This is a genomic window from Streptomyces nodosus, assembly GCF_008704995.1.
GTDB classification, from domain to species: domain Bacteria; phylum Actinomycetota; class Actinomycetes; order Streptomycetales; family Streptomycetaceae; genus Streptomyces; species Streptomyces nodosus.
In genome coordinates this window covers 5,851,016-5,875,216 of sequence record NZ_CP023747.1, presented here as the reverse complement: position 1 = coordinate 5,875,216, position 24,201 = coordinate 5,851,016, and the positions used below count along the sequence as shown (strand labels likewise).

Sequence of the window (24,201 nt, the reverse complement as noted above, 5' to 3'; positions counted from 1 at the left end):
CCCGGGCGGCGGAGGCGATTACTCCGCCGCCAGCCGGAAGGCCATCGTCCCGAAGCTCACCTGATCGCCGTCGCGGACCACCGCCGCGCCGATCACCCGGCGGCCGTTGACGGTGGTGCCGTTGGTCGAGCCGAGGTCGCGCAGCACCCAGAGACCGCCCTGGTGCCTCAGTTCTGCGTGCACCCGGGAGACGGTCTCATGGCTGAGTCTGAGGCCGTTGGCGGGGTCGCGGCCTATGCGCAGCGGATAGGGGTGGCCCGGGTTGGGCAGCAGCAGCTTGGGCAGCCGCTCGGCCTGCCAGGCGCGGCGCAGCCGCACGGTGAACCCGGAGATCGCCGAGACCGACCCGAACACCAGGCGCGACCAGCGCTTCTCGGAGGGCAGATCGGCGGTGAGCGCGACCAGTTCGTGCGGCTGCCGGGCGGCCAGCACCAGTTCCATGCGCCGGATGAAGGTGTCGTGCGACAGCCGTCCCAGCTCGACCCCGTCGCGGAGCACCTTCAGCGCCTTCTCGCGGTCGGCGTCCGAGAGCCGCGCGGAATAGGTGGGGAACTCGGGCGTCGACGTCACGCAAGTGATTGTCCGCCAGGCGGACCCCGGGTGTCCAGAAAGCACGAGGACGGCCACGGCCCCCGCCGGAGCGGTTCCCTGCGCCAAAAGGGTGGATTCGACGGCGAATTGGCCCGGCGTGACGCACCATGGACCCGCCGTGTCACCAGGAGTAGACGAGGGGGAACTGTCCGTGCGGTTCGAGGTATGGGCACCGGGGGCCACCAGGATGACGCTCCACTGCGGGGACGTCACTCACGCGTTGACCCGCGATCCGCGGCGCCCGGGGTGGTGGACGGGCGAGGCGGAGGCCGAGGACGGCACCCGGTACGGGTTCGCCGTGGACGACGGTCCCGTGCTGCCCGACCCGCGCTCGCGCCGCCAGCCGCAGGGCCCGGACGGGCCGAGCGCGGTGGTCGACCACGGACGGTACGCATGGCAGGCCGACTGGTCGGGGCGCGGGCTGCCGGGCGCGGTGCTGTACGAGCTGCATATGGGGACGTACACCCGCGAGGGCACCCTGGACGCCGCCGCCGAGCGGCTCGATCACCTCGCCGAACTGGGCGTCACGCACGTGGAGTTGATGCCGCTGTGCCCGTTCCCCGGGCGGCACGGCTGGGGGTACGAGGGCGTCGCCCCCTGGGCCGTGCACGAGCCGTACGGCGGGCCGGAGGCACTGAAACGGTTCGTGGACCGGGCGCACACGCTCGGCCTCGGGGTGGTGCTGGACGTGGTGCACAACCACCTCGGCCCCTCGGGCAACCATCTCCCCGCGTTCGGCCCCTACTTCACCACAACGCATCACACGCCCTGGGGCGCGGCGGTGAACCTGGACGCGCCGGGATCGGACGAGGTGCGCGCCTATCTGATCGGCAGCGCGCTGTCCTGGCTGCGCGACTACCGGCTCGACGGGCTGCGGCTGGACGCGGTGCACGCACTGCACGACACCCGCGCGGTCCACTTCCTGGAGGAACTGTCCTCGGCGGTGGACGCGCTCGCCGTCGAGCTGGGCCGGCCGCTCTTTCTGATCGCCGAGTCGGACCTGAACGACCCGCGCCTCATCACCCCGCGCGCGGAGCACGGCCTGGGGGTGCACGCCCAGTGGGACGACGACTTCCACCATGCCCTGCACACCACCCTGACCGGCGAGTCCCGGGGCTACTACGAGGACTTCGCTGGCGCCCCGCTCGCGGCACTCGCCAAGACGCTGACGGGCGGGTTCTTCCACGACGGGACGTACTCGGCCTTCCGGGGCCGGAGCCACGGCCGCCCGCTGGACCGCACCCGGGTCTCCGCCCACCGGCTGCTGGGCTATGCCCAGACCCACGACCAGGTCGGCAATCGCGCCCGGGGCGACCGTCTGTCCGCGTCCCTGTCCCCGGGGCTGCTGGCCTGCGCGGCGACGCTGGTGCTCACCTCGCCGTTCACCCCGATGCTGTTCATGGGCGAGGAGTGGGCCGCCGGCACCCCCTGGCAGTTCTTCACCGACCACACCGATCCCGGACTCGCCGACGCCGTACGGCGGGGCAGGCGCCGGGAGTTCGCCGCGCAGGGCTGGGCGGCGGAGGAGGTGCCCGACCCGCAGGACCCGGCGACCCGGGAGCGCTCCTGCCTCGACTGGTCCGAGCCGGAACGCGCCCCCCATGCACGGGTCCTGGCCTGGTACCGCGAGCTGATCGCCCTGCGCCGCGCCCACCCCGATCTGTCGGACCCCGACCTCGAGGACGTGAAGGTCACCTACGACGAGCACGCCCGCTGGCTCGCCTTCCGCCGCGGCGACGTCCGGATCGCCGTGAACCTCGCGAAGGAACCGACCCGGATCCCCCTCGGCATCGACCACGCACGGGTCCTCGCCGCCTGGGAGCCGGTACCCCCACCGGACGCGTCCGGAGCCCTGACCGTACCGGGCGAGTCGTGCGTGGTACTGACACAGGTCTGACCGGGGCTTCTCCCCCTCCCAGGGGGGACCATCGCCATAGCCGACGGGGGAGGCGGACCGGACCGGCCGACCGCCCGGTTGTCGCGGGTCATGACGTCGCTGACACCGCCTACAGGAGTTCGGCGTTCCGTGGAGGGCTGTCAGGCGCCGGTGCTCGGCATTGCTCGACTTCGGCCAGGTACTCGCTCAACGCATCACGATTGCGGATGAGTACGTCGATCCGCTCGGTGAGCCGGTCCCGCTCGGTGGCCAGCAGGGCCAGCATCTCCGGTGTCGCATCGGGAAAGTGGATCGAACGAGGTTTGTCCAGGCACGGGAGGATCTGTTTGATGATGCGGGTGGGGAGCCCCGCATCCAGCAGGCCACGGATTTGATTGACCCGGTCCACGTAGCGGTCGTCATACTCCCGATACCCGTTCGCGCCCCGGTCCGGGACGATCAGCTCCTGCTCCTCGTAGTAGCGGAGCAGCCGACGGGACGCGCCCGTCAATCGCGATAATTCACCGATCCTCACACCCACCGAAGCTATCCGGCGCGCCTCGACTTGACCATCACACCCATGTGAACGTTTCACGATTCGATGCATGACCACCACGTCTTCTCACGCACGGACCCGTATGCGACAGGTCGGCCTGCCATGGTCTGCGCTGTTGGCATTGGGGACTGCCATCTTCATCACGAGCTTGACCGAGACGCTGCCTGCCGGTGTTCTGCCCGAGATCTCGGCCTCACTGGACACCAGTTCGGGCGCTACCGGCCAGGCTGTCACCGTCTACGCGGCCGCCACTGCGTTGACGGCGATCCCGCTGGCCGCAGCGACCGCGTCCGTTCCGCGGAAACCACTGCTGCTCGGCGCCATGATTGTCTTCCTGGTGGCCAACACGCTGACAGCTGCTGCACCGGGATATGTCGTTCTGCTTGCGGGCCGTTGCCTCGCCGGCGTGGCCGCGGGCCTGGCGTGGGCGATGCTCGCCGGCTATGCGCGTCGTATCGCACCTGCCGGGTCGGAGGGGCGCGCCATCGCGGTGGCAATGACCGGGATCCCGGTGGCGTTGTCCCTGGGAGTTCCGGCCGGCACGCTGATCGGTGAGCAGATGGGGTGGCGGGCGGCGTTTGCCGCTGTCTCCCTGGTCACCCTTGTCGTCATCGGCTGGATCAGCGTGTCCGTCCCCGGCGTAGGTCGGCCCGTCATGGAGCGGGCTGACATCGATCATTCGCACACTGCGCCGGTGGCAGCGAAGTCGCCCCTTCGGCAGACCCTGGCTGTGCCCGGTATCGCGGCGATCATGGTCACAGTGACGACCTTCGTTCTCGGGCACACGATCCTCTACGCCTATATCGCTCCCTACCTGCAGCATGCTGGGCTCGGGCCGGCGACCGACGCGGTTCTCCTTGCTTTCGGGGCCGCATGTCTGGTGAGCATCTGGTGCGTCGGGCGCCATGTCGACCGTCGGCTGCGGACCCTGACGGTCACCGCCGCGGTGCTGTTCACTCTCGCCACCGCGACTCTTGCCGTCACAACGACGCATCCGATCGTCTGGGCCGCCGCTGTTCTTTGGGGCCTGGGGTGGGGCGGTGCCCCGACCTTGCTGCAAACCACGGCCGGACGAGCCGGATTGCGACACAGCACCGCTGCTGCCGACACCGCGCAAGCCGTCCTCGTCACCCTCTGGAACGCCGCAATGGCCCTCGGCGGCATCATCGGCGGCCTCCTGTTGGAAAGCTCGGGCATCACCGCGGTCGCCGCGTCAGCCGCCGCGCTCGGGGCAGTCAGCCTGCTCATCGTCACCGGGGCCCGACACCACGCGTTCCCCGGCACTCGGGCCACACCATGACCCGTGCCGACGGCCGGATCTTGAGCCCCTTCTGGCCTCGATCGGTCGGATTCGGTCTGCCAGGATGTTCCGAACACCGATGGCAGCTGATCGGACGGCTGACAACCAATGTGGTCAATGCCGTCACGGACGTTCTCGATCCAGCCCCTGAGAGACCATGACCGACCACCTGCAAGCCGTCTTCGACATGCTCGGCCCCAGAGAAGAGCGGCTCTCCGAACCTGCGGCCTGGCTTGAACCGCCGAGGGCCTGATCCCCCTCGCCTCCACCGACCAGGGAGCCATGGTCTTCGGGGCTACCCGAGTTCACGGGATTCCCGACGGCGTGGTCGTCCAGGGCTCGGAACGTGACTGGGTCGGACACCCGATGACCTTCACGGAATGGCTGTACCGCGCGGCATGGAAGCCTCACACCGACCGTGAACCGTAGAGGACCATCGCCCGACACCCCGGTCACCTGGTCCTTCACCTCACGCGACGGGTGCCTCCCACCGCAGGGGAGGCACCCGCGCAGTCGGCTTCAGTAGGTCAGCCGGAGTCGGCTCTCCGGCTTGCTGATCACATGCCCCGGGCCGGCTGCCACAGCGGACTTCGCCGGGGTGATGCTCAGGCGGGGGACTGCGGTGCGGGCGGTGCCCCAAGCCTCGATGTGCCCGATGAGGTCCTGGGCGAGCTCCCCGGCGTGCGGCCCGTAAGCGGCCGCGCCCAGCCGGTGCGGCCGCTGCGGGTCGACGCCTTCACGGCGCACGACCAAGTAGGCGAGGGAGTCCCTGTCGATCAGGATCGGGCTGCGGCCGGGGATCGCCGGTCGCAGGAGGAGTTCCTGAGCCAGCGCATCGGGCATGACCTGGAGGCGACACACCCGATCGTCGGTAGCGGTGGCGCGCAGCCACACGCCGTCGAACGACTCCTCGCCACCGATTCGTTGCCCGGACATGACCTCGATGCCGGTGGTGGTGAGGCAGTTGCCGAGCGCACCGGCGTCCACGGCCTGGTCCTCGTCATGGATGACGCTGATCGTGCCGTCGATGTTGAGCGCCGTGGTCTTCTCCCCGTCCTGCCCGATGATGGGGACGAAGCCGCAGAGCTCCATTCCTTCCGAGACGAGGGTGTCGCCGTGGCGGGTGAGAGCGACGGAGCGGGTCTGGCCGCGCCACCGCAGCGGGAGGACGAGACGACCGCCGTTGCCGAGCTGCCCCCACCATGCGGCAGGCACGTCCCACAGTCCCACGGCGGCAAGCATCCGGTCGTAGGGGGCGTTCTCCGGCGCGCCGATCAGGCCGTCGCGCTCCATCACATGCACGTGCCGGTACCCGGCGCGGTCGAGCATGGTCCGCGCGTGCAGCGCCACATCGGAGTCGATGTCGATACTGGTGACGTGCCCGTTGTCACCTGCGAGTTCTGCGAGCAGCGCGGCGTTGTAGCCGGTGCCGGCGCCGATCTCGAGGATGTCGTCGCCCGGCTGGACCTCGAGCTGGCTCAGCATCATCCCGACGACTGACGGCACCGACGCACACGACAGGGGAAGAGGTCCACCAAGGGGGTTGTCCTTGATGGAAACAGCCTGGTCGACGTACGCCTCTTCAAGGTCGATGCCGGGCAGGAACGCCTCTCGGTGCACCGTGCGCATGGCCCGCTCGACGTCGGCAGTCAGACGCACGTCCTGGAGGATCTCGTCGACGAGTCGGTTGCGCAGGTCGTCAGAGGTAGGAGTCTGGCCCACTGGCCGTCCTTTCAGTTCAAGAGAAGACAGGTCTCCCACCCCAGGTCAGCGGGGCGGGGAGCGCCGAGGGTGTGCAGCGTGAGCAGAACGCCGGCCTTGCCGGAGAGGAGGCCGGCGTTCTTGGGTATCTCGTGCCGCGCCAGGGCCGCGTCGAGGTATGAGCGCAGTACCGGCAATTCGGTGGCGATGCTCGGGGTCATGGCGTCGGCGGCGATTCGGTCGCAGGTGAGCAACAGCCCGGCCCAGCCGTGGCAGAGCGTTGTGTCCTCAAGCTGGGAGAGACGCCTGTGATCGGTGACAGAGCCGAGCACGACGTGTTCGGCGAACTGACGGGCTCGTCCGTTGCGGCGGACGAGCCCGGCAAGTTGTAGAGCGCGGCCGATGCCGGGTGCGCCGTAGCACCAGGAAGGACGTCCTGGCTCACTGCCGATGACCGGCCCGTTCAGAAAGTCGTGCAACGCGAGGACCTCGGGCCATCCGATGCTGCCGTCGTTGGACGGCTGCGCCCAGGTGGTGAGGAGGGTGATGCCTTCATCGAGCGCTTGCTCCTGGCCGTCCACGGTGATACCGGCACGGCTGGACAGGGCAAGGAGAGCGATCGGGCCGGTGATGCCGTGCGCGATGCCGAAGTTGGCGTGTCCGGTGCTGAATAGGCCGTCTTCCGGGAGGCCGCGCGGTCCGTCGGCCGTCCACCAGCCGGGGACCCGGTGACCGGCTACGGTGAGTGGCTCGGTGAGCAGCCGTACGAGGTAGCGCAGGATGCGCTCGAGCGCGGCCTGTCGCTCGCGCCGCAGCAGGTAGGCGCCGAGCCCGGTCAGTCCGCTGATCAGGTCGTACTCGGCCATGCGGGGCGCGTGCCCGCTGTCCATACGGCGCTGCGCTGCATTGAGGCGGGCGGCGACGATCGCTGTCGTCTCAGCATCCAGATCGGCGAGTGTTCGCCAGGAGGCCGAACGCTTGGCGAAGTGTAGGGCGTAGGCGACGGCGGGAACTCCTCGGTACAGGCCGGCTTCGTCGGGATGCCCGGCCAGCGGCTGGGCTGTGGCGGCCTGCGCAGCAGCGCGGGCAGCGGTCCAGGTGCTGCACGTGTGAGCCACCACCATCTCGTACAGGGCGGTCCCTGCGAGGCCGCCGCCGAGGTCGTCGTGCCTCATGTGTCCCTCCGCGCTGTGAGAGACCGGCAGGCCTGGCGCGCGGCGTGTCGGGATGCGTCCTCGCTGGCACGGTCGGGTCCCGCCATCCTGTTGTGATGCATATGCAGCAGAGATTCAAGGACCTGCTCAAGACGCTGATCGTCGACGCGGGCCCGGTACTGGCCCAGGGCCGACCGGCGTTGCGCCAGGGCTGCGGCCAGCCGGGGGGAGGCCGTGAGCAGCGGGTGGGTACGCACCTGGTGAACAGCGGGGCGGGTGATTTCGGAGCGTCCCTCGCCACGCGGCACTGCGGTGGCGATCCAAGTCCTGCCTTCGCGGGTACCGAGGAATCCCTCCGCCAGGTCGATCATGCTGTGGGCACACAGCACTTCCCGCTCCAGATGAGGCAGGTCTGTGAGGGCGTAGCGGGTCACAAGGCTGTCCGCGACGAACAGCGCTTCGGCCGCTTCCATCGCGGGGCCCGTGCCGTATCGGCCGACTTCGGGCCGGTACCCGTCGATGACAAGGTTGGAGGCAAGCCGATCGGTGGTGAGTTGCTCGGTCCACGCTGCCACTCCCTCCAGGGCGTTGCTGCCGGCCGGCACGCGGATGCGCAGGTGATCGGTCTCATGCAGCGACCGGTAGCGCACGAACCACGATTCGGAAGTGCCGAGGTCCTCGAACAGGTCGGGCAGGCGGTGCGTGATGATTTGGTCCATCGCTGTGGGGTGGGTGAACACCTTCGCCTGCAGCCAGCGGCCGACATCGCCGGGGCGTGGCAGGTCCTGGTTCGTGACCAGGGGCGCGCTCGTCAGGTCCGGGTGCGGCATCTGGGGGCCAGTGGAGGCAAGCGGCAATGTGATCTCGTGTGCGTGGCCGATCCACCCCAGGTCGTCGCCCATCGCGGTCTCGGTGAGGAGAGCCAGCTGGTGGTGCTGCAGGTGCTGGTGGATCAGGCGTCCGTGGAGCGGCTCGGCCAGGTCGAGGCCCATGGTCCGGTCGTCGTCGTGGAGGTCGAGACGCGCAGGGCAGCGCCATGTGGCAACCCAGTCGTTCAGTGCCGCCTGCCACTGCTCCGTGAACGGCCCCGCGGGCAGAGCCGCAGCGGGCAGCTTCCAGCGTGCGGGGGCCAGAATCGTACGGCGGTAGCGGATCCGGGGCAGGAACGGCAGAGCGACGGCGGCCGGGCCCCAGTCGAACGCGGTCCAGGCGGTGACGGATCCACGAGTGAGCATGGCGAGGAACCTGGCGAGAGGAGGCGCCTGCTTCTGGAGCGCGAGCGGGTGGAGTACGAGCGGCTCGACGACGCGCCGCCGGGAGATGCTGGCCAGATGCAGGTGCCTGCCGGTGGAGAACACGGCGAGGTCGTCCACGTCGATGACGTGGTCGGCCGACTCACGGTGCTCACCGACGCTGAGCACGTGAGGCAGCACTGCGGGGATGCGGGCGACGTTCTCCCCGTGGGGGAAGGTGGGCGTGAAGGAGAGCTGTGCGGGCAGTGCTCCTTGGACCATGGTGGGCAGTGTGGAGTACAGGTCTGACAGCCCGGCCCCGAGGAGCGCGGTGAACCGCCCGGTCAGGGCGCCCGCAGTCCAGGCCGGACGCGCCTCGAGCAGGAATTCGCCGCGGTCCAAAGCACTTGGACCGGCGGACCGGATCCGGATCGCCAACTCGACGTGCGGTGCCGCCGGTCCGACCTCGCTCCCATCAGACAGGTCGTCGATGTCCGCATCCGTGATCACAATCTCCCGGGTGCCGGTCATGGCCGCGTGCATGGCCTTCGCCGCGAGCTTCTCGTCACGGGCCAGCATTTTGGGCAGCGTCTCCGGCCATAGCGACATGGGGTAGTCGGCGGGGTAGCCGATGCCCGCGGCCAGGTCTGCGGCATCGCGTACGGGAACCAGGACTCCGGCACCGTACCGCTCCCAGAAGTGCGTGGCGTAGGCCGCCCATGCGGGGGACTCGCCGCGTGCACGGGTCAGGCGGACGAGCGCGTCCGCGGCATGCTCCGCTTCGGCCAGGACGTGGCCGGGGACACGTACATGGGCGTCGAGATGCAGGTCGAGAGAGATGCGGCTGCGACTTGCTGCCGGGGCTGACCGCATCAGGTCGTCGGCGGTCTCACGTAGCTTTTGCGCGGCGGTACCAGAGACCCGGTTGTGCGCGCCGAGAAGCCGTTCGGCCCCGTCGAGTTGAGCGAGGACGTCCCGGGTGCCCGGTTCGAACTCCTCAGCGTGGGAGCGGAGCATGCGCACGATGTGCCCCGCGGGATCATCCACGGTCATCGGCGCCGTAAGGCTGCTGATCAGGTAGCCGTCGGCGAGGGCCTGTCCGATCAGGCGCCGGGCCTGTTCGGGAGTGCCTCCGGCGGCGATGAGTAGCCGCAACAGTTCCCGGCCAGTGGCCGGCTCCTCGGTTGCCCGCAGAAGAACGGACAGAGGGCGGCTGACCCTGGCACTGGCGATGCGGCCACCTGAGCGGAACAAGCTGATGGTGTCGCCGCGCCGGAACGCCAGGGTGTTGATCTGGATGGTCAGGTACGGCAGTACGTCGGCACGGCCTTCCAGTTCCTTGCGTACATGGTCGACCCACAGGGTGTCGGGGCGGGCGACGGCCTGGTGGGTTGCGCCGATCACGGCGGAAGCGGTACCGACAGTGGCCAGGGCGACTCCGGCGAACAGACCGAACGGTGTCGGCCGCCCGGTGGCGCGCAGCAAGTACGCCGCAACCGAGCAGGTGGCCTTGTGAATCCGCTTCCGTTCGATGTCGTCACCGGCAAGGATCCGTTCCACGTAGCCGACCAGGCGTGGGGATGCTGCACGCAGTGAGGTGACGAACGTGTTGTCATCCCACACGCGCTCAAGCCACTGGCGGCAGGCATCCGAAGAGCCAACGACGGGCCAGTCGGTGGGGCGCGCCGTAGCAGGCATGGCAGCGGCACGCAGGACCAACACATCCCCGAACCGCCGATAAATCGGTCGAGTCACAGGTGTCCCTCCTCCTTCCATCAAGTGGTGCGCCGGTGCGGGCGGAGAGGCTGCCCGCACCGGCGCAAGGGCGCTCGGTCAGCTCGAGGTGCAGGACGACGCGCAGGTCTTGGCACACCCGTCGTTGGTGTCGCACATCTCGGTGATCGGCATCGGGGAGGTGGTGATGATCGTGCTCAGGTCCCACTCGTCCTCGGAGAGCGGAACCTCAACCGTCTTCGAGGCGAGTGTCGCAGTGGCTTGAGCCATAGCTGGTGCTCCTTGATAAGTCGGCCACCCATGGGACGGGGCGGAGAGGCCCGCAGGACCCCCGTTGTGACCTGCCGTAATGGTCGGTGCAGATCACAACGCGGGCACCGCGAAGGGCTGAGAGACGAGCCAGTCGTTCGCCGACGGCCGCAGCCAGCACAGGCCCAGCGGGACCATCCGGTTCAGGGACGGCAGCGTGATCGTGTGGGGCGCGCCCGAACACACCTGCGTGGGTGTGCCTCTCACCAGGCAGAGAATCCGCGTGGGACCAGCGAGTAGAACCAACCGCTCTCGGGGTCCTTGATGTCAGAGGGCCCTTCAGCCAGAGGGAGGGTGCACCAGGTCGTCGTGCCATCAGGGGTGACACCCCACTCCGCGGCCATGGCATCGACGAGGAAGAGGCCGCGGCCGCTTTCATCGGTGGCGGTGGCGTGGCGGAACACGGGCCGGGTGGGGGAGCCGTCGTTCACCTCGATCACGAGGCGGTCGCCTTGGGCATAGATGCGGATGCCGATATCGAGACCTCTTGCATGGCGGAGAGCATTGGTCGCCAACTCGGTGAGCAGCAGTTCCGCAGTCTCCACCAGGCTGGGGCGACCCCAGTGGATAAGGCTGGCTCGGACGATGCGGCGGAGTCGCCGCGGCCAGGCGGCGTCTGCCTCGGAGAGGGCATCGCCATCCGGGTTGGGACGGCGCTCGATGGACATCTCCAGGGCTGTTCCGATGCCTCCGCAGCGTCTCGGTTCATCGGCGGCGCCGGGCGCGCGGCAACGAGTGCGCTCCTGATCCGCGAGGTGGGTCGTCATGGTCGGCTCCATGTCGAAATGGCCAGTGACGACATGCTGGGCCCACAACTAGACCCCAACTACCATGGGTTGATGATAGTTGGGGCTATAGCCTGACATGGAGTGATGGAAAGCTAGGCGACCTGTCCAGTTCCGGCGCTCAGCCAGGATCCGAACGACAGGAAACTCTCCGGAAGCCGACGGTGGGCGGCCTCGAGTCCGGCGTACGTCTCCCGCACCGTCGGGTGGTACTTGGCCTGCTGGGGTGCAGCCCTACGGGCCTGGAGCAGGCTCTTGAAAGACCCTTCCAGGTCGTTGGTCCACATCTGCGCGCGAGCGACCTCGGCATAGTGGTGGCTGGTACGCGACTTCGGCCAGTCCTCCGGGATTGCAAGGTTGCCGGTGGCCTCGACCGCTTCACCGTATTGGTCGAGCTCGGCAAGGACAGAGACCCGGTGCACCCGGACGTTGGTCGGCCCGAAGGTGAGATAGTGAACCTTGATCGCTTCCCCTGTCGTCCCGGCGATTCGTTCAGCCTCTCCAAGGTGTGACAGGGCCTTGTTCTCGTCATGCGCCCGGCCGGCCATCACCGCGCCACCAAGGTGAAGCTGCCCGACAACGACGTCACGTTCCCGGGATTCGTCCGCCTGCTGCAGCGTCGCCAGTCCGCGGGTGACGAGACGCTGACCGATCTCGAACTTGCCTTCCCGCAGGTAGGTGAGCGCCCGCAGGTACTGGTACATGCCGCCGAGGACGGCGTCGGAGCCTCGCTGTGCCGCCCAGTCCATGCGGGCGAGGGCGAGTTGAGCAAGGTCCGAGAATCCGAGCTTGGTGGCTACGTCGTAGGCCGTGCGGTAGAACGACGCGAGCGTCAGCCACCCCTCCGTGCTGTTCAACGAGTGGGCTGCAGTGGTGCCTTCTTCGATGAGTCCGGCGACGTTGCTGGCGGCCTTCTTGATCTTGCCGGCGCGGACGGACACCAAGAGGGCTTCGGCGTCATCGTCGAGTTCCTCGAGTCGCCGCGGCTGGACATCCGGGTCGGCTCCGAGATCGTAGATGTCCAGGGCTTCCCTGATGGGCCTTATCAGGACGTCGAGTTCGTCGGCCCTCAGATCCTCCGCGTAGGGCTGACCGACCACTGTGGCGACCTCGAGCCGCAGCCCTCGGGCGAAAGCTGCGATGACGTGCGGGGTGGCGGCGATGACACCCTGCTCGGTCTTCGTGTACGTGCTGTACGGGATCCCGGTCAGGTCCGAGGCGGCCTTTTGAGTGAGGTGGCGTTCGCGGCGCAGCCGCGCCATGCGCACGCCGATGTGATCTTCGGGCAGAGCGTGCATGCTGGCTCCTGTTCTGCTTCGACACCGGAACAGTACCCACGGTCGGTTCCACCGGTCACGAACGAGCCCCGTTCTCCCGAGGGTGGGGCTCTTCGCCTCCGATCTCCAGATGCCGTGTCACCGCTGCGTAGCTTGCATCGGGTTGTGCACAGAAACTTGTCGAACGGGTTTCGTTTCGCGTCCTGGAAGGACTGCACGTACGCCTTGCAGGGAACGGACACCCCCTTGACACACCGCCGGCTTCCGCTCGTAGAGCGTGTGCCCGCGCAGGTGCGCGTCGCGCTTCGTGGCCGTCTTCGCCAGGGCTCCTCCGTGTTCGTCCGGACGCTCGTGCGGGCCCGTGCGACCGGCGCTCCGCTACGGCGTCTCGGCGCCCGGTAGGGCGGTGACGCGTTCCAGGAGGATCGGTTCCCAGGCGTGGCGGGTCCGGGTGCGCAGGGTCGGCAGGGGGGTGCGGTCGTGGCCCCGGGTTCCGGCGGCGAGGCGGAGCAGCGCGTCGCAGCGGGCCAGCCACAGGCCGCGCAGGCACGGGCGGGCGCCGTAGCCGGCGAGGGTGGCGGAGCGCACCGCGGCGGGGGCGCCCACGGCGAGGGCGAGTCCGGCGATGTCCTCGGCCGGGTCGCCGATGACCGCGTCGTCCCAGCCGAGCACTCCGCGCACCCGCCCGTCGCCGCTCACCACCAGGTGGTCGTCCGCGAGTCCGTGATGCACCAGGACCGGGGCGCCGGTCTGGGCGGTGAGCTGACGGGCGCCGGTCACCGTGAGCCGGGCGACCCCGGCGGGGTCGAACTCGTCGGCCTCGGCGAGCCGCCCGGCGGCGGCTGCGGCGGCCGTCCGCAGCTTCTCCAGGGAGCGCGGTGGCACCCGGGGGACGCCGAGCGGCTCGACCTGGCGCACGGGCACCTCGCGCAGTCCGGTGAGCAGTTCCGCGAGGTCCGTCTCCCCCACCGCCGACACGCCGGCGCCCTCACCGGTGGCTCCGGGCAGCCGGGTGTCGAGGGTGTAGGCGAGGCCGGGGGCCCACTCCCCGTGGGCGATGCTCGTCGGGACGGCGATCCTCATCCGGGGCCGCACCAGGGCGCGCAGCCGCAGTTCCCGGCGCCGGCGCGCGGAGGAGTCCCGGTCGGTCGCCAGCCGCAGCACATGCCGGGCGCCGACCCACCAGATGGAGTGGCCGGGCCCCGCCGCGACCGGCGTCACCTCCGGCCCCTCGCCCGGCTCCTCGCCGTGGAGCAGGGAGCGGACCAGCCGGCGTACGGCCTCCGCGTTCGGTGTCGATGCCTGGGTCATGATCACGCCGTTGTCGTCTCGGATGGCTGTCGGGGCCGGGGGCCGGCCGGGGCCGTCGCGGTCGGCCCGCGCTCAGTCCACCGTCGCCATCTCACGGGGTGTGTTGTTGAGGCGGCGTCCGCCGTCCTCGGTCACCGTCACGATGTCCTCGATACGGACCCCGAAGCGGCCCGGCAGATAGATGCCGGGCTCCACGGAGAAGCACATACCGGGGACGAGCGGCTGCTCCTCGCCCTCGATCATGTACGGCGGTTCATGTGTGGTGACGCCGATGCCGTGCCCGGTGCGGTGGATGAAGTGCTCCCCGTACCCGGCGTCGGCGATGACCGCGCGGGCCGCCCGGTCCACGTCCTGGCAGGCCGCGCCCGGGGCGACCGCCGCGAAGCCCGCCTCCTGGGCCGCGCGGACCAGATCGTGCACCCGGCGCTCCTCGTCGGTCGGCTCGCCGACATGGACGGTGCGGGAGGTGTCGGAGCCGTAGCCGTGCTTGAGGCCGCCGAAGTCGAGGACCACCATGTCGCCGCGCTCGATGACCCGCTCACCGGCCTCATGGTGCGGATTGGCGCCGTTGGGCCCGGAGGCCACGATGGTGAAGTCCACCTGCTCGTGCCCGTGCCGCCGCAGCAACGCGTCGAGGTCCGCGGCCACCTCGCGCTCCCGGCGGCCGGCGAAGGGAACCTTCCGGATCTCCTGGTACGCCGCGTCCGCGGCCGCGCCCGCGGCGGCCATCCGGCCAAGTTCCGCCGCGTCCTTGACGGCCCGCAGCATCGGAAGGGCCCGGGTGAGCGCGACCTGGTCGAGGTCCGGGCGGCGTTCGCGCAGGCCGAGCAGGTGCAGGGCCCAGGCGTTGTCACTGATGCCGTAGCGGCCGGCCGGCCCGAGGAGGTCGGCGGCGGAGCCGTAGGGGTCCGTGCCGTCGGTCCAGTCGCGCAGCGTCAGCGCGGGGCCGCCGGCCGCCTTCGCGGCGTCGGGCGCCTCCAGGGTGGGCACGACGAGGACGGGGTCGTGTCCGGCCCGCAGCACCAGCAGCGTGAGGCGCTCGGTCTCCACCGGCCGGTATCCCGTCAGCCACACCAGATCGGGCCCCGGCGCGATCAGCAGTCCGGCGAGCCCGGCCCCGGCGGCGGACTCCGCGGCGCGCCGCATCCGGGCCGCGTAGTCCTCGGCGGTGAAGGGCGTGGGCGTGCCTGTCTCGGCCTGCTCGGGCGTGCCGGTCATCCATGTCCTCCGCGATCGGGGTGTTCCAGGTCTGTCTACGGGCAGCATCCTGCCCCTCCGCAGGGGCGGACGCGAGCGGATGGTGACCTCGGCGGCGTGGAACCGGCGGCTCCCCCTCCCTGTACGTCCGGCCGCCACGACCTCCCTCCGGGCTCCGGCAGCCGGTCCGTCGGTCCCGGGCGCGCCGTGCACCGGCTCGGCACGGTGGCTCACGGTCGGGTGCGGGGCCACCCCGGAGGTCCTCGCGGGCTCTCCGGGGTGGGCCTCACGCCCGGTCAGTGCGGTGCCGGCTGCGGTCGCCCGACGCCGGCCGGGACCGGTCCCGGCACCAGGCCGTCGGGCACGAAGCCATGGACCCGGCGGGCCAGATCGGCGGCGCCGTAGCGGTGGCAGCCGCGATGCCAGTTCAGGATGCCGGACATATAGTTCTGCAGCTCCACGACATAGCCGTCCAGGATGCCCCTGACCTCCTCGGAGAGCGCGAAGTCGTCGTAGAGGACGGGCAGTTCACGGGCGGCCACATGCTGGAACTGCCGCATGCGCTGGGTCATCAGATCGTTCACCACACGCAGGGCCGTCGGGTAGTCGCAGCCGAAGAAGTTCTGCACGACGAGGAGCGCGTTGTGGATCTCGCCCTCGTACTGGATCTCCTTCTGGTACGAGAACACGTCGTTGATCAGCATGGCGTAGTCGATGGCCGCGTTCTCCAGGGCCCGCAGGGTGCCGCTGCGGTACACCTCCGGCGGGACCTGGGGGCCGTGGCCCCTGCGGCAGAGGTTCTTGGTGAGGTCGGCGCCGAAGGTGGCGCGGCGCATCTCCAGATAGTCGACCGGGTCGGGGATGCGGTGCTGGAGCTGGTTGGACAGCTCCCACAGCCAGCTCTCGGTCATGGTGTCCACGGCCGCGCGCAGGGCGCGCCGTTGCTCCGGGTCCATCTCCGCCGTGGTGCGGGTCCACAGGTCGGTCAGACCGCGTTCCAGACCGTTGACGGGGAGGGGTGGTTCCGCGCCGTCGAGGGGCATGCACGAGGACAGCCGCTCGGTGCACAGCTTGGCCGCCGCGAGGTCGCGCCGGTTGCCGAAGACCAGCGGGTAGTAGTCGTCCCCGTAGGTGCCCCAGGCCAGCCACCGGGAGCTGAGGTCCAGTGCCTCGGGGCCGGCGTCCGGGTCCAGGCCCGCCGCGCACAGCGGGAGGTCGTACGCCGCCAGCTTGTCCTCGTCCCAGACGCCCTCGCTGAGCATCCCCGTCCGGTGCATCCAGGGCACCAGCCGGCGGCGGGCGCCGTCCAGATGGGGGCTGAGCTCCACCGTGTAGGGCATGTGGAACTCAGGGAGCAGCGAGGGGCCCACCTGCTGGAAGGGCACATGGGTGTAGGGGCGCAGTCTCCCCCACTGCCCGAAGGGCGAGGAACCCAGGGCCTCGGCGTCCGCGTCGGCGAGCAGTCCGCGCACATCGGCGGCCGAGGTGCCGGGGCCGGAGAGCGCGAAGGGCCGCCGCGCGGTGCGGGCGCCCTGGTTCATGTAGCGGCTGGACCTCAGGTGCCACTCATGGCCTCCGGACTGCCAGTCCTGGAGGCCCCGGGTATAGGCGGCGACGGCGGCGACCTGCTCAGGGGTGAGGCCGTTCTCCAGGGCGAGCGCGGGCACCTCGGTCAGCGCGGTGTGCTCGAACTGGTGCAGCCGCGAGGTGAGGATGTCATTGACGATCTCGGCGGCCTGCTGGGTGCCGCAGCCGAAGAAGGTCTCAAGGACGAGGACGCCGTTGCTGAGTTCGCCCTCCTCCTCGACCTCACGCTGGTACGAGAAGAGGTCGTTGCGCAGATGGACGGCGTCGGAGAAGGTCTCCATCAGCACGCGCAGCGGCCGTGACGTCGCCACCGGGGCGGGCACTTCGGCGGTCGCGAACTCGACGAGTCCCGCGGACCAGGGGGCGCCGCCCACCTTGCGGCGCATCTCGATGTACTCGACGGGGTTGGCGACCCGGCCCTCGTCGATGTTGGACAGCTCCCACAGCGACTCGTTGAGCAGATGCTCGGTGGCCAGCGCGAACCGCTCGCGCCAGTGCCGGGACATCGACGGCACGGTGCGCGCCCACAGATCGGCGAGCCCGGCCTCGACGGGGTTCTCCGGCTCGGGCACGGGGGTCGAGAGGTCCAGCGGCATGAACAGCGGCAGCCGGTCCAGATAGGCCTTGCCGCCCTGGCGGTCCTGGGTGCGTTTGAAGGTCTCCAGGAAGTGGTCGTCGAAGAAGAACACCCACACGTACCAGTCGGTGACCAGGGAGAGGGCCGGGCCGTCACAGTCCGGGTGCGTGTACGCGCAGAGCAGCCCGTAGTCGTGCGCGTCGAGGTCGGACTGTTCCCAGATCCCGGAGCCCTCCAGCATGCCCATCTCGCGCGCCCAGTGCGTCGAGTGGGCGCGCGCCTCGTCGACATGCGGGTTCAGCCGCGCGGGATACGGCATGTAGAAGTGCGGGAGTTCGAACGGCTGCGTCATGGCCGGGCCCTACCCGGGGCCTCTCGGCGGCATCCGTCCGGCGGGGCATGGCCACACCATCGCGTGAATCGGGGGCGCGGCCCCGGTGAACGGGCGGCGCACGGCGCGTCCGTACGCACGAGGGGGCGCGTGGAGCGGTGGCCACGCCCGACGGATCCCCTGGTGCCCCGGTGTCTCCGGCGGCCTCGCAGTCCCCGGCGCCGTGTCTCAGGCCCTGACCTGGATCAGCGCATGCGCCCCGCTGGTTCGCCACCGCCGGCCCTCGGCGGCGTCCAGGGCCGCCTCCATGGACGCGTCCAGGCCGACGATCACATCGGACTTCAGGGTGCGCAGCGCCGCGACCGGGCCGGGGAAGTAGGCCGTGACCTCCGCGAAGGGCGTGGTCGGCGGGTACAGCCGGTCGCCCACCAGGCGACGGTAGTTGAGGTCCCCCTTGAAGATGGTCAGATCCGCCGCGGCGAACTCCGCGCGCAGTTCGTCCGGCATCTCCGCATAGGGCAGCGGGGCGCAGGAGAAGGGGTGCGCCCGGATCTGGAGGCGGCCCTCGGTCATCGCCGTCCACAGGCGCTCCCCGGCCCCGGCCGCCGCGCCCTGGGCACCGACGAGCCGGCGTACCGCGTCCACGACGTCGGCGGTGGTGGCGTCGGAGATGTAGTAGGGGTGCGTCTTCACCTGGAGCACGGCCCGCCGCACCCGCCCGTGGTGGAGCAGATGGTCCGTCAGCAGCAGGTCCGGGATCAGCTCGCGGCCCGCGTTGTCGGCGACCAGGCAGAGCGTGTCGGCGGGCAGCAGCGACCAGAACGCCTCGCCGTCGTCGGCGACCAGCCGCCCGGCCGCCGTCGGGGAGCCGGTGGCGGAGAGCCGGAAGCCCAGGTCCGCGCGGTTGCCCCAGAGCGAGCCGTGCAGCAGTGCCCGTGCCTGTTCGTCCAGGGGCTGCTCGGGGAGACGGTCGAGCGCGGCCAGTTCCTCGTCGGTCTCCGGGGAGTCGAGTTCGGCGAGTTTGAAGGGGCGGAAGGGGTCGACGCCCTGCCAGGCGCCGGGGCCGAAATAGCCGACGGCCTCGAGGAGGACGCGGTAGAAGTAGCTCTCGGACCAGAGGAAGGGCGCCTCGAACCAGGACCGGCCGACCTGGTCCCGGGCGCCCCAGGCCGCCCATCGCTCGTCGTCCTCGGTGCCGAGCGGTGCGATGACGCCCTCGGTGGCCGCGGTCAGCAGTGCGTCGAGCGCCCGCAGTTGTGCGGGTCCGTACGGGAAGGCCTCCCGGACGGCGCGGATCAGCGCGGGATGGCGCGCGGCGAGCACACCGTGGGCGAAGGAGCCCGGCACATCGGCGACGATCACGGGAGCGTCAGGCATGGTCTCGGCCTCCTCCGGGGACGGCCGGTGCGACGGGAGGCAGGTCCACGTCCTTGAACCGCTCCTCGAGCTGCTCCCCGTAGCCGGCCTCGGTCCACACGTACTTCTTGAACTGCTCGGGCGTCAGCAGACCCTGCCACGGAGAGCCGTCAGGGCAGAACACCGACGCGCACGAGGAGCAGTGGTACGACGGTCGCCACAACGCGTTCGCACGGTGTTCGCCCGCCGCCACCACGGCCCGCTGACGGACCTCGCCGCGGACCACCAGGAGCGTGCCGACGAACAGCAGCAGGGCGAGCAACGATCCGCCGACCGCGTAGAGCGGCTTGTCCCGGGTGATGCCGTGGTGGGCGAGGGCGACGCCGATTCCGACCATCACCATGCCCTCCACGACATGCAGACCGCAGTCGAACCGGGTCGGGGCGCCCGGTGTCCGCGCCAGCCGGTCGGCGAGGCCCGCGCGCCCGGCCGCGTGGTCGTCGCAGATCTCCGGCACCGCCCGTACCCCGGACGATCCACAGCCCGGACACTTCGGGCCGGCTTCCTGCGGGGCGCTCTCCGTCGTCATGGGCCTACGCTAACGGCCGCCGCTCCCCGCGCCGGGGGACGGTCGGCCGGGAACGGCCGCTCCCGGGCGTCTCGCACAGCGGAAGCGGCCGATCGGTTCTCGCCGGTTCAGCCGACGTGGACCACCGGGCCGCCCGGCAGGCTGGTGTCGGTGACCGGGGCGTACTTCGCCGTGAAGTAGCCGTCGGAGAAGCACAGCGAGGTGCCGGAGGACCTGGTGAAGTGCTGCTTGGTGAAGGCGATGCTGTTGTCGGCGTTGCTCGCCGTGCCGGTCAGGGCCGGGGCCTGATAGACACAGGTGATCGTGCCGAGCAGGGTGCGCAGCCGGACCGTGGTCTGGACGGCGGAGCCGGCGGCCGGGGTGACCGTGATCGTGCCGTCGGAGGAGACCGCGGTGGTGTAGGGCAGATTGTCGACGGTGATACCGCTGACGCCCAGCACCCCGACGACATTGCTGGTGCAGCCGCCGGTGTCGAAGGTGTGGCCGGTGAGCGACTCGGAGGCGGTGCCGGGCGCGGCCGGGTTGGCGGTGACGGTGGCGGTGAACGCGGACGAGGTGCAGGAGACTCCGCTGGTACCGGTCGCGCTGGAGTACAGCGTGGCGGCGGTGCCGGCGGCGAGCGAGGCGTTGAGGACGTCTCCGACGGCGACGGGGGTGTTCTCGCCGGTGGTGAGCACGGCGCCGTCCGCGGCGGCGGGGGCGGCCGCGGCGACGGGGGCGGCCACGGCGACGGCGAGGGCCGCGGCGGCACCCGCGGCGACGAGCAGGGATCGGGTCGTACGCATGAGGGCCTCTTCTCCGAGAAGGGAGCGGTACGTCGAGGGGGGCCGTCGCCGGAGCATGACGCCTTCTCGTACGGGATGGCCGGCGGCGGAACCCGGGACCGGGGACGGTCCGCGGACCGGTGGGAGGGCGGCCGTACCGGTGCTGTGGTGGGGGTGCGGGAGCGCGGCGGGATGTGAAGGACCCGTGTGGTGCACCGCGCGCCCGAAGGTGTCACCGGCGCCCCGGAGGGACGGGGCCGGGAGGGTGACGCGCGCCGTGCGACGGATCCGGCGCCACGGATCCGCGGAAAACAGTGGTTGTTGTAGACCTGATGTGCCGCCGACGTCAAGGGAAATCAACGGGGTCGGCCGGGCGCGGCGACAGCGGTGCAGGTCCCCGGGGCCTCCCAGAGAAGCGGACAGCAACGCTCCGCTACCACTGACACACAATCAACACCCTTTTTGCACAGCTCCCTTGACCCTTGAATGTAACCCCCGGTAACTTTCTGGTCGGTAACCGCCGTGTCACGAGCGATCCCTTGCACAGGCCGGGAGGTGCGAGGAGCCGTGCGTGGCAGTCGCTGTCCGCGCCAGGACAACGTGCCCGCGAAGACCTACTCGCATCGCCTATGCCCAGGAGCAGACATGGCCTCGTCCCCGGACGCCACGGCGTCCCCCGGTTCCGCCCCCGAGCCCCCGAAGAGCACTCCTGCCGTCGACGGGTCGTCCGAGAGACGCGGGCGGGTCCGCCTGCGCCGCGCCGCGGTGATGGCGGTGCCTGCCACCGCGGTCGCCGCCGGGCTCGCGATCCTGACGGCGCAGGGAGCGCTCGGGGTGCAGTTCGCCATATCCGGCATGCCGTTCACGGTCACCGCCACGGAACTGAACGGCACCGGATTCGAGCAGTTCGGCAATCTCGACACCATGGCGGACGACAGCCCGAACGCCGGTGACACCGGCGGCCAGGTGCTGGTGGTCACCTCAGCGATCAAGAACGCGACGCTCACCAAGCTCTGCCAGAGCGTCAACCTCGGCGGGACGAATCTGCTCATCACCGCGGGCGGCGGCAAGGACAAGGTGGCCGCCACCGATCTGACCACCGACTCGACCGAGCTGAGCGGCAACGCCGAGTTCAGCAACATCGAGATCGGCAACGACGCCAGCACGCTGAACAAGGCCAGGGCGCGCGGCAACAAGGGCGTCTTCAGCCAGCAGGCCGACACCGTGCACATCGGCAATCTGCGGCAGACCAACTACGCCACCACGGCAGGGGTGTTCAGACTGCCCGGGCTCAGACTCCGCTTCAGCGACTCGGGCTGCTGATGGCGGGCCGGGCGAGGACCGCCTTCCGGCGGTGGCGGGCACGGCGGCCCTTCTGGGGTGGACTGCTGCTCACGCTGGGCGGGGCGGAGGTCCTCCTCACGGAGAAGGCGTCGATGAAGGTGGTCCTGCACATCGGCATGCAGGGCCTGGCGGGGTATCTGCTGCCGGCCGTGATGCTGCTCTGCGGTCTGCTGCTCCTCTTCAATCCGGCCCAGCGCCTCTTCTACTCGATCGTCGGCGTCCTGGTGTCCCTGGGCACCTGGCTCACGTCCAATCTGGGCGGCTTCCTGATCGGCCTGCTGCTGGGCGTGACGGGCAGCTGTCTGGCCTTCGGCTGGCTGCCCGACCAGGAGCCCCGCCGGGGCCTGCGGCGCCGCCGTCACGCAGGGCCCCCCGCCACCGGCCCGACCACCTCCTGAGCCCGGCGGGCGGGCCCCGGCCACCCGGCCCCCGCCGGGCGCTCCCGGACCCCGCCCGCCCCGCAGCCGTGCGGCCGCCGGCGCTCGGGATGCTCAGGGCTCCCGTTTGGCGGACACCATGAAGCGGGCGCCGTCCGGGTCGACCAGGATCGCCTCATGGGCGCCCTCCTGCCAGCGGGGGGCGGTACCGCCGTGGGCACGGGCGGCGCGGACGCAGGCGTCGACGTCGGAGACCACGAAGTGGACCTGCCAGTGCGGGCGGATCGTGGGGTCGGGCGCCGCCTCCACCGCCCCCGAGTGGATCCGCGCCACCACCGCCCCGCCGCTGCGCAGCACGACCTCGTCGCCGTCATAGTGCACCTCGCAGCAGCCGGGGGTCGAGGACGCCCATTCGAGGACCTCGCCGTAGAAGATGGCGGAGTCGAAGGCGTTGCGGGTGTGCAGCCGGATGAAGGTGGGGGCGGCCTCGCGCCACTCCTCCCAGCCGGTCACCAGCGGTCCCTCCCAGATGCCGAAGACGGCCCCGTCACGGTCCGCGAGCAGGGCCGTCCGGCCGGGCGGCAGGGCGAGGGGGCCGACCGCCGTGGTCCCGCCGCGCTCCCGGCAGCGGGCCGCGGCCTCGTCGGCGCTGGCCACCGCGAAATACGGCGTCCAGGCGACGGCCGTCTGCCACATCGAGGCCACGGCGGCGATCTGGGCGACCGGCACCCCGTCCGCCTGCGCCACCCGGAACCGGTCGCCCATGCTGTCCGGCCGCCACTGCCAGCCGAGCACGGCACCGTAGAAGCTCTCCGCGGCCTCCAGGTCGCGCGTGGTCAGGCTGACCCAGCACGGCGCGCCGAACACCGAGCGGCTGGGGACTTCTCCCCTGCCGTGTGCCTCGTTCTTGACCATGACCACACCGCCCGGTTCCCGGGAGGAGCTGCCGGGCACCTCCTCCGTCGTTCGCTCAGGGCCTCCGGGTACCCCGATCGCACCCCTGCAAGGATGCGCCACCGGGCGCCGGGCGTCATCCCGAGGAGGACCGGCCGGGCGTGTCCGGCGACCAGTGCGGGGTACTGCCGGCGAGTCGGCAGGCCAGAAAGTACAAGGGGATGGGCGGTGTGTACGGAGAGTCGCCGTCGGGGCGGTGGATCAGCAGCGGCTGACCATTGCGGGGCCCGCTCCAGGAGGGATCGGCCGAGGCCGGGTCCCCGAAGCCCAGACGGGCGTCCACGGCGTAGCTGGTCGACGGGGGCCAGGTGACCCCTATGTCGGAGCCCGAGGGGACGATCCACCACCAGCGGAGGTCGTCGGCGAAGACACAGCCGACCCGGGGCAGGCTCCTCTTGATCCGTTCGCCGTGTTCCCTGGGGATGCCCACGGCGTCGTACCCGAGGGAGGCGATCACTTCCGGGGGGAGGGCCAGACGGCCGCCGCGCCCGCGCGTACAGGGCACGGACGGGCGGGACACGGGCGGGCGGGAGGCGGAGGGACAGGGCGCCGACACGAGGCGCAGCGGATCAGTGGCGTGCGTTCGGTCCATGGGGTGGGGGTCCTTCGGCCGGTTGGGGGGCGGGCCTGAGGTGCGGGGTGGTGGCCGGGGCGGCCGGGGGGCCGGTCGCGGCCGTTTCTTCCGGTTGGGGTGACAGCTCGGCTTCCGCCGGTTCCGGTGACAGCTCGGCCCAGACGACGCGCCCGGCTCCCTGGGGGGCGTCGCGCACGCCCCAGTCGCTGCACAGCACGTCGACCAGGACGAGACCGCGGCCGCTCTGGTCGTCCGGAGCGGGCCGGCGCCGGGCCGGCAGGGTCCCCCCGAGGTTCTCGTCCTGGACCTCGATACGCAGCCGGCGGCCGTCGGCGCTCACCCGGCAGACCACCCGGTCGCTCACGGTGTGCATGACCGCGTTGGTCACCAGCTCGGAGGTCACCAGGACGGCGTTGTCGACGGCCTCCTCCCCGATGCCCCACCGGTCGAGCAGCCGGCGCACATTCCTGCGGGCCAGGCCCACCGCGGCGGTCACCGCCGGAAGGTCGAACGCCTGTGATCGCTGGGGCTGGGAACCCCGCGGAAGTCTGCCCAAGGACTGGGGGAGGGAGGGCGGAGCCACTTCCGTTCGCCTTTCTTCTGCCGGGGCACCATGGCCGGTGCCTCACCGCCGGTCGCCTCGGTACGCGGCCCGGGCACAGCGCTTGGCGCACACCGGGTCGCAGCGTCTCCCCCAACCGGGCCCTTTTCAGGGCCTCGTTCAC

General features: G+C 70.7%; 22 protein-coding genes. 4 read left to right on the top strand and 18 right to left on the bottom strand.

The genetic code is table 11. From position 1 onward, the window contains the following. Window positions 1-18: 18 nt before the first annotated feature. Window positions 19-570 (bottom strand): FHA domain-containing protein, encoded by a 552-nt coding sequence (locus CP978_RS26415; RefSeq protein WP_043444884.1) that lies wholly within the window; start codon window positions 568-570, stop codon window positions 19-21. 172 nt (window positions 571-742) lie between these two features. On the opposite strand from CP978_RS26415, the gene treZ reads away from it, so the two are divergent. Next, on the top strand, window positions 743-2,488 hold the full coding sequence (gene treZ, locus CP978_RS26410) for a malto-oligosyltrehalose trehalohydrolase (RefSeq protein WP_043444882.1): 1,746 nt from the start codon (window positions 743-745) through the stop codon (window positions 2,486-2,488). Between the two features lie 109 nt (window positions 2,489-2,597). Here treZ and CP978_RS26405 read toward each other — a convergent pair whose 3' ends face one another. Next, window positions 2,598-3,002 (bottom strand): MerR family transcriptional regulator, encoded by a 405-nt coding sequence (locus CP978_RS26405; RefSeq protein ID WP_043444881.1) that lies wholly within the window; start codon window positions 3,000-3,002, stop codon window positions 2,598-2,600. 70 nt (window positions 3,003-3,072) lie between these two features. Here CP978_RS26405 and CP978_RS26400 point away from each other — a divergent pair, with 70 nt between their 5' ends. After that, window positions 3,073-4,323 (top strand): MFS transporter, encoded by a 1,251-nt coding sequence (locus tag CP978_RS26400; RefSeq protein ID WP_043444879.1) that lies wholly within the window; start codon window positions 3,073-3,075, stop codon window positions 4,321-4,323. A gap of 519 nt (window positions 4,324-4,842) precedes the next feature. Here CP978_RS26400 and fxlM read toward each other — a convergent pair. The 13 genes from fxlM to CP978_RS26335 all read right to left on the bottom strand — a co-directional run bounded on the left by fxlM (window position 4,843) and on the right by CP978_RS26335 (window position 20,248). Then, complete coding sequence (gene fxlM, locus CP978_RS26390) at window positions 4,843-6,045, bottom strand: methyltransferase, FxLD system (RefSeq protein WP_043444877.1); 1,203 nt, start codon at window positions 6,043-6,045, stop codon at window positions 4,843-4,845. Window positions 6,046-6,056: 11 nt separating this feature from the next. After that, window positions 6,057-7,199, bottom strand: a complete 1,143-nt coding sequence (locus CP978_RS26385; RefSeq protein WP_052454294.1) for a lanthionine synthetase C family protein — start codon at window positions 7,197-7,199, stop codon at window positions 6,057-6,059. Then, window positions 7,196-10,165: a lantibiotic dehydratase gene (locus CP978_RS26380; RefSeq protein ID WP_170307433.1), complete on the bottom strand. Its 2,970-nt coding sequence runs from the start codon at window positions 10,163-10,165 to the stop codon at window positions 7,196-7,198. The genes CP978_RS26385 and CP978_RS26380 overlap by 4 nt, the downstream gene beginning before the upstream one ends. Before the next feature lie 78 nt (window positions 10,166-10,243). Continuing rightward, a complete protein-coding gene (locus tag CP978_RS26375; protein WP_107070452.1) occupies window positions 10,244-10,414 on the bottom strand; it encodes an FxLD family lanthipeptide in 171 nt (56 codons plus the stop codon). A gap of 93 nt (window positions 10,415-10,507) precedes the next feature. Beyond that, window positions 10,508-10,660, bottom strand: a complete 153-nt coding sequence (locus tag CP978_RS34995) for a hypothetical protein (RefSeq protein WP_158508349.1) — start codon at window positions 10,658-10,660, stop codon at window positions 10,508-10,510. Next, window positions 10,657-11,220: an ATP-binding protein gene (locus CP978_RS26370; RefSeq protein WP_227745456.1), complete on the bottom strand. Its 564-nt coding sequence runs from the start codon at window positions 11,218-11,220 to the stop codon at window positions 10,657-10,659. Before CP978_RS26370 ends, CP978_RS34995 begins: the two co-directional genes overlap by 4 nt. A gap of 113 nt (window positions 11,221-11,333) precedes the next feature. Further along, window positions 11,334-12,536, bottom strand: a complete 1,203-nt coding sequence (locus CP978_RS26365; RefSeq protein WP_043444876.1) for a helix-turn-helix domain-containing protein — start codon at window positions 12,534-12,536, stop codon at window positions 11,334-11,336. A gap of 357 nt (window positions 12,537-12,893) precedes the next feature. Next, complete coding sequence (locus CP978_RS26360; RefSeq protein WP_043449531.1) at window positions 12,894-13,826, bottom strand: aminoglycoside phosphotransferase family protein; 933 nt, start codon at window positions 13,824-13,826, stop codon at window positions 12,894-12,896. Window positions 13,827-13,898: 72 nt separating this feature from the next. Next, window positions 13,899-15,044, bottom strand: coding sequence for an aminopeptidase P family protein (locus tag CP978_RS26355; protein ID WP_043444874.1), 1,146 nt, complete (start codon window positions 15,042-15,044; stop codon window positions 13,899-13,901). A 275-nt stretch (window positions 15,045-15,319) separates the two neighbouring features. Beyond that, on the bottom strand, window positions 15,320-17,539 hold the full coding sequence (gene cyc2 / locus CP978_RS26350; RefSeq protein WP_043444872.1) for a germacradienol/geosmin synthase Cyc2: 2,220 nt from the start codon (window positions 17,537-17,539) through the stop codon (window positions 15,320-15,322). Window positions 17,540-17,746: 207 nt separating this feature from the next. Continuing rightward, complete coding sequence (locus CP978_RS26345) at window positions 17,747-18,895, bottom strand: damage-control phosphatase ARMT1 family protein (RefSeq protein WP_043444870.1); 1,149 nt, start codon at window positions 18,893-18,895, stop codon at window positions 17,747-17,749. Beyond that, a complete protein-coding gene (locus CP978_RS26340; protein ID WP_043444868.1) occupies window positions 18,888-19,463 on the bottom strand; it encodes a hypothetical protein in 576 nt (191 codons plus the stop codon). The genes CP978_RS26345 and CP978_RS26340 overlap by 8 nt, the downstream gene beginning before the upstream one ends. A 107-nt stretch (window positions 19,464-19,570) precedes the next feature. After that, window positions 19,571-20,248, bottom strand: a complete 678-nt coding sequence (locus tag CP978_RS26335) for a Tat pathway signal sequence domain protein (protein WP_150478314.1) — start codon at window positions 20,246-20,248, stop codon at window positions 19,571-19,573. A 624-nt stretch (window positions 20,249-20,872) separates the two neighbouring features. Here CP978_RS26335 and CP978_RS26330 point away from each other — a divergent pair. Both CP978_RS26330 and CP978_RS26325 read left to right on the top strand, forming a co-directional pair. Continuing rightward, on the top strand, window positions 20,873-21,550 hold the full coding sequence (locus CP978_RS26330) for a DUF6230 family protein (protein WP_043444866.1): 678 nt from the start codon (window positions 20,873-20,875) through the stop codon (window positions 21,548-21,550). Then, the gene (locus CP978_RS26325) at window positions 21,550-21,969 is read left to right on the top strand and encodes a DUF6114 domain-containing protein (RefSeq protein ID WP_150478313.1); all 420 of its coding nucleotides are present in this window, start codon (window positions 21,550-21,552) and stop codon (window positions 21,967-21,969) included. The genes CP978_RS26330 and CP978_RS26325 overlap by 1 nt, the downstream gene beginning before the upstream one ends. Window positions 21,970-22,062: 93 nt before the next feature. Here CP978_RS26325 and CP978_RS26320 read toward each other — a convergent pair whose 3' ends face one another. The 3 genes from CP978_RS26320 to CP978_RS26310 all read right to left on the bottom strand — a co-directional run bounded on the left by CP978_RS26320 (window position 22,063) and on the right by CP978_RS26310 (window position 23,972). Then, on the bottom strand, window positions 22,063-22,863 hold the full coding sequence (locus CP978_RS26320; RefSeq protein ID WP_043449529.1) for a VOC family protein: 801 nt from the start codon (window positions 22,861-22,863) through the stop codon (window positions 22,063-22,065). A 115-nt stretch (window positions 22,864-22,978) separates the two neighbouring features. Further along, a complete protein-coding gene (locus CP978_RS26315; RefSeq protein ID WP_043444865.1) occupies window positions 22,979-23,494 on the bottom strand; it encodes a hypothetical protein in 516 nt (171 codons plus the stop codon). Beyond that, on the bottom strand, window positions 23,472-23,972 hold the full coding sequence (locus CP978_RS26310; RefSeq protein ID WP_242647100.1) for an ATP-binding protein: 501 nt from the start codon (window positions 23,970-23,972) through the stop codon (window positions 23,472-23,474). Before CP978_RS26310 ends, CP978_RS26315 begins: the two co-directional genes overlap by 23 nt. Window positions 23,973-24,201: the final 229 nt, after the last annotated feature.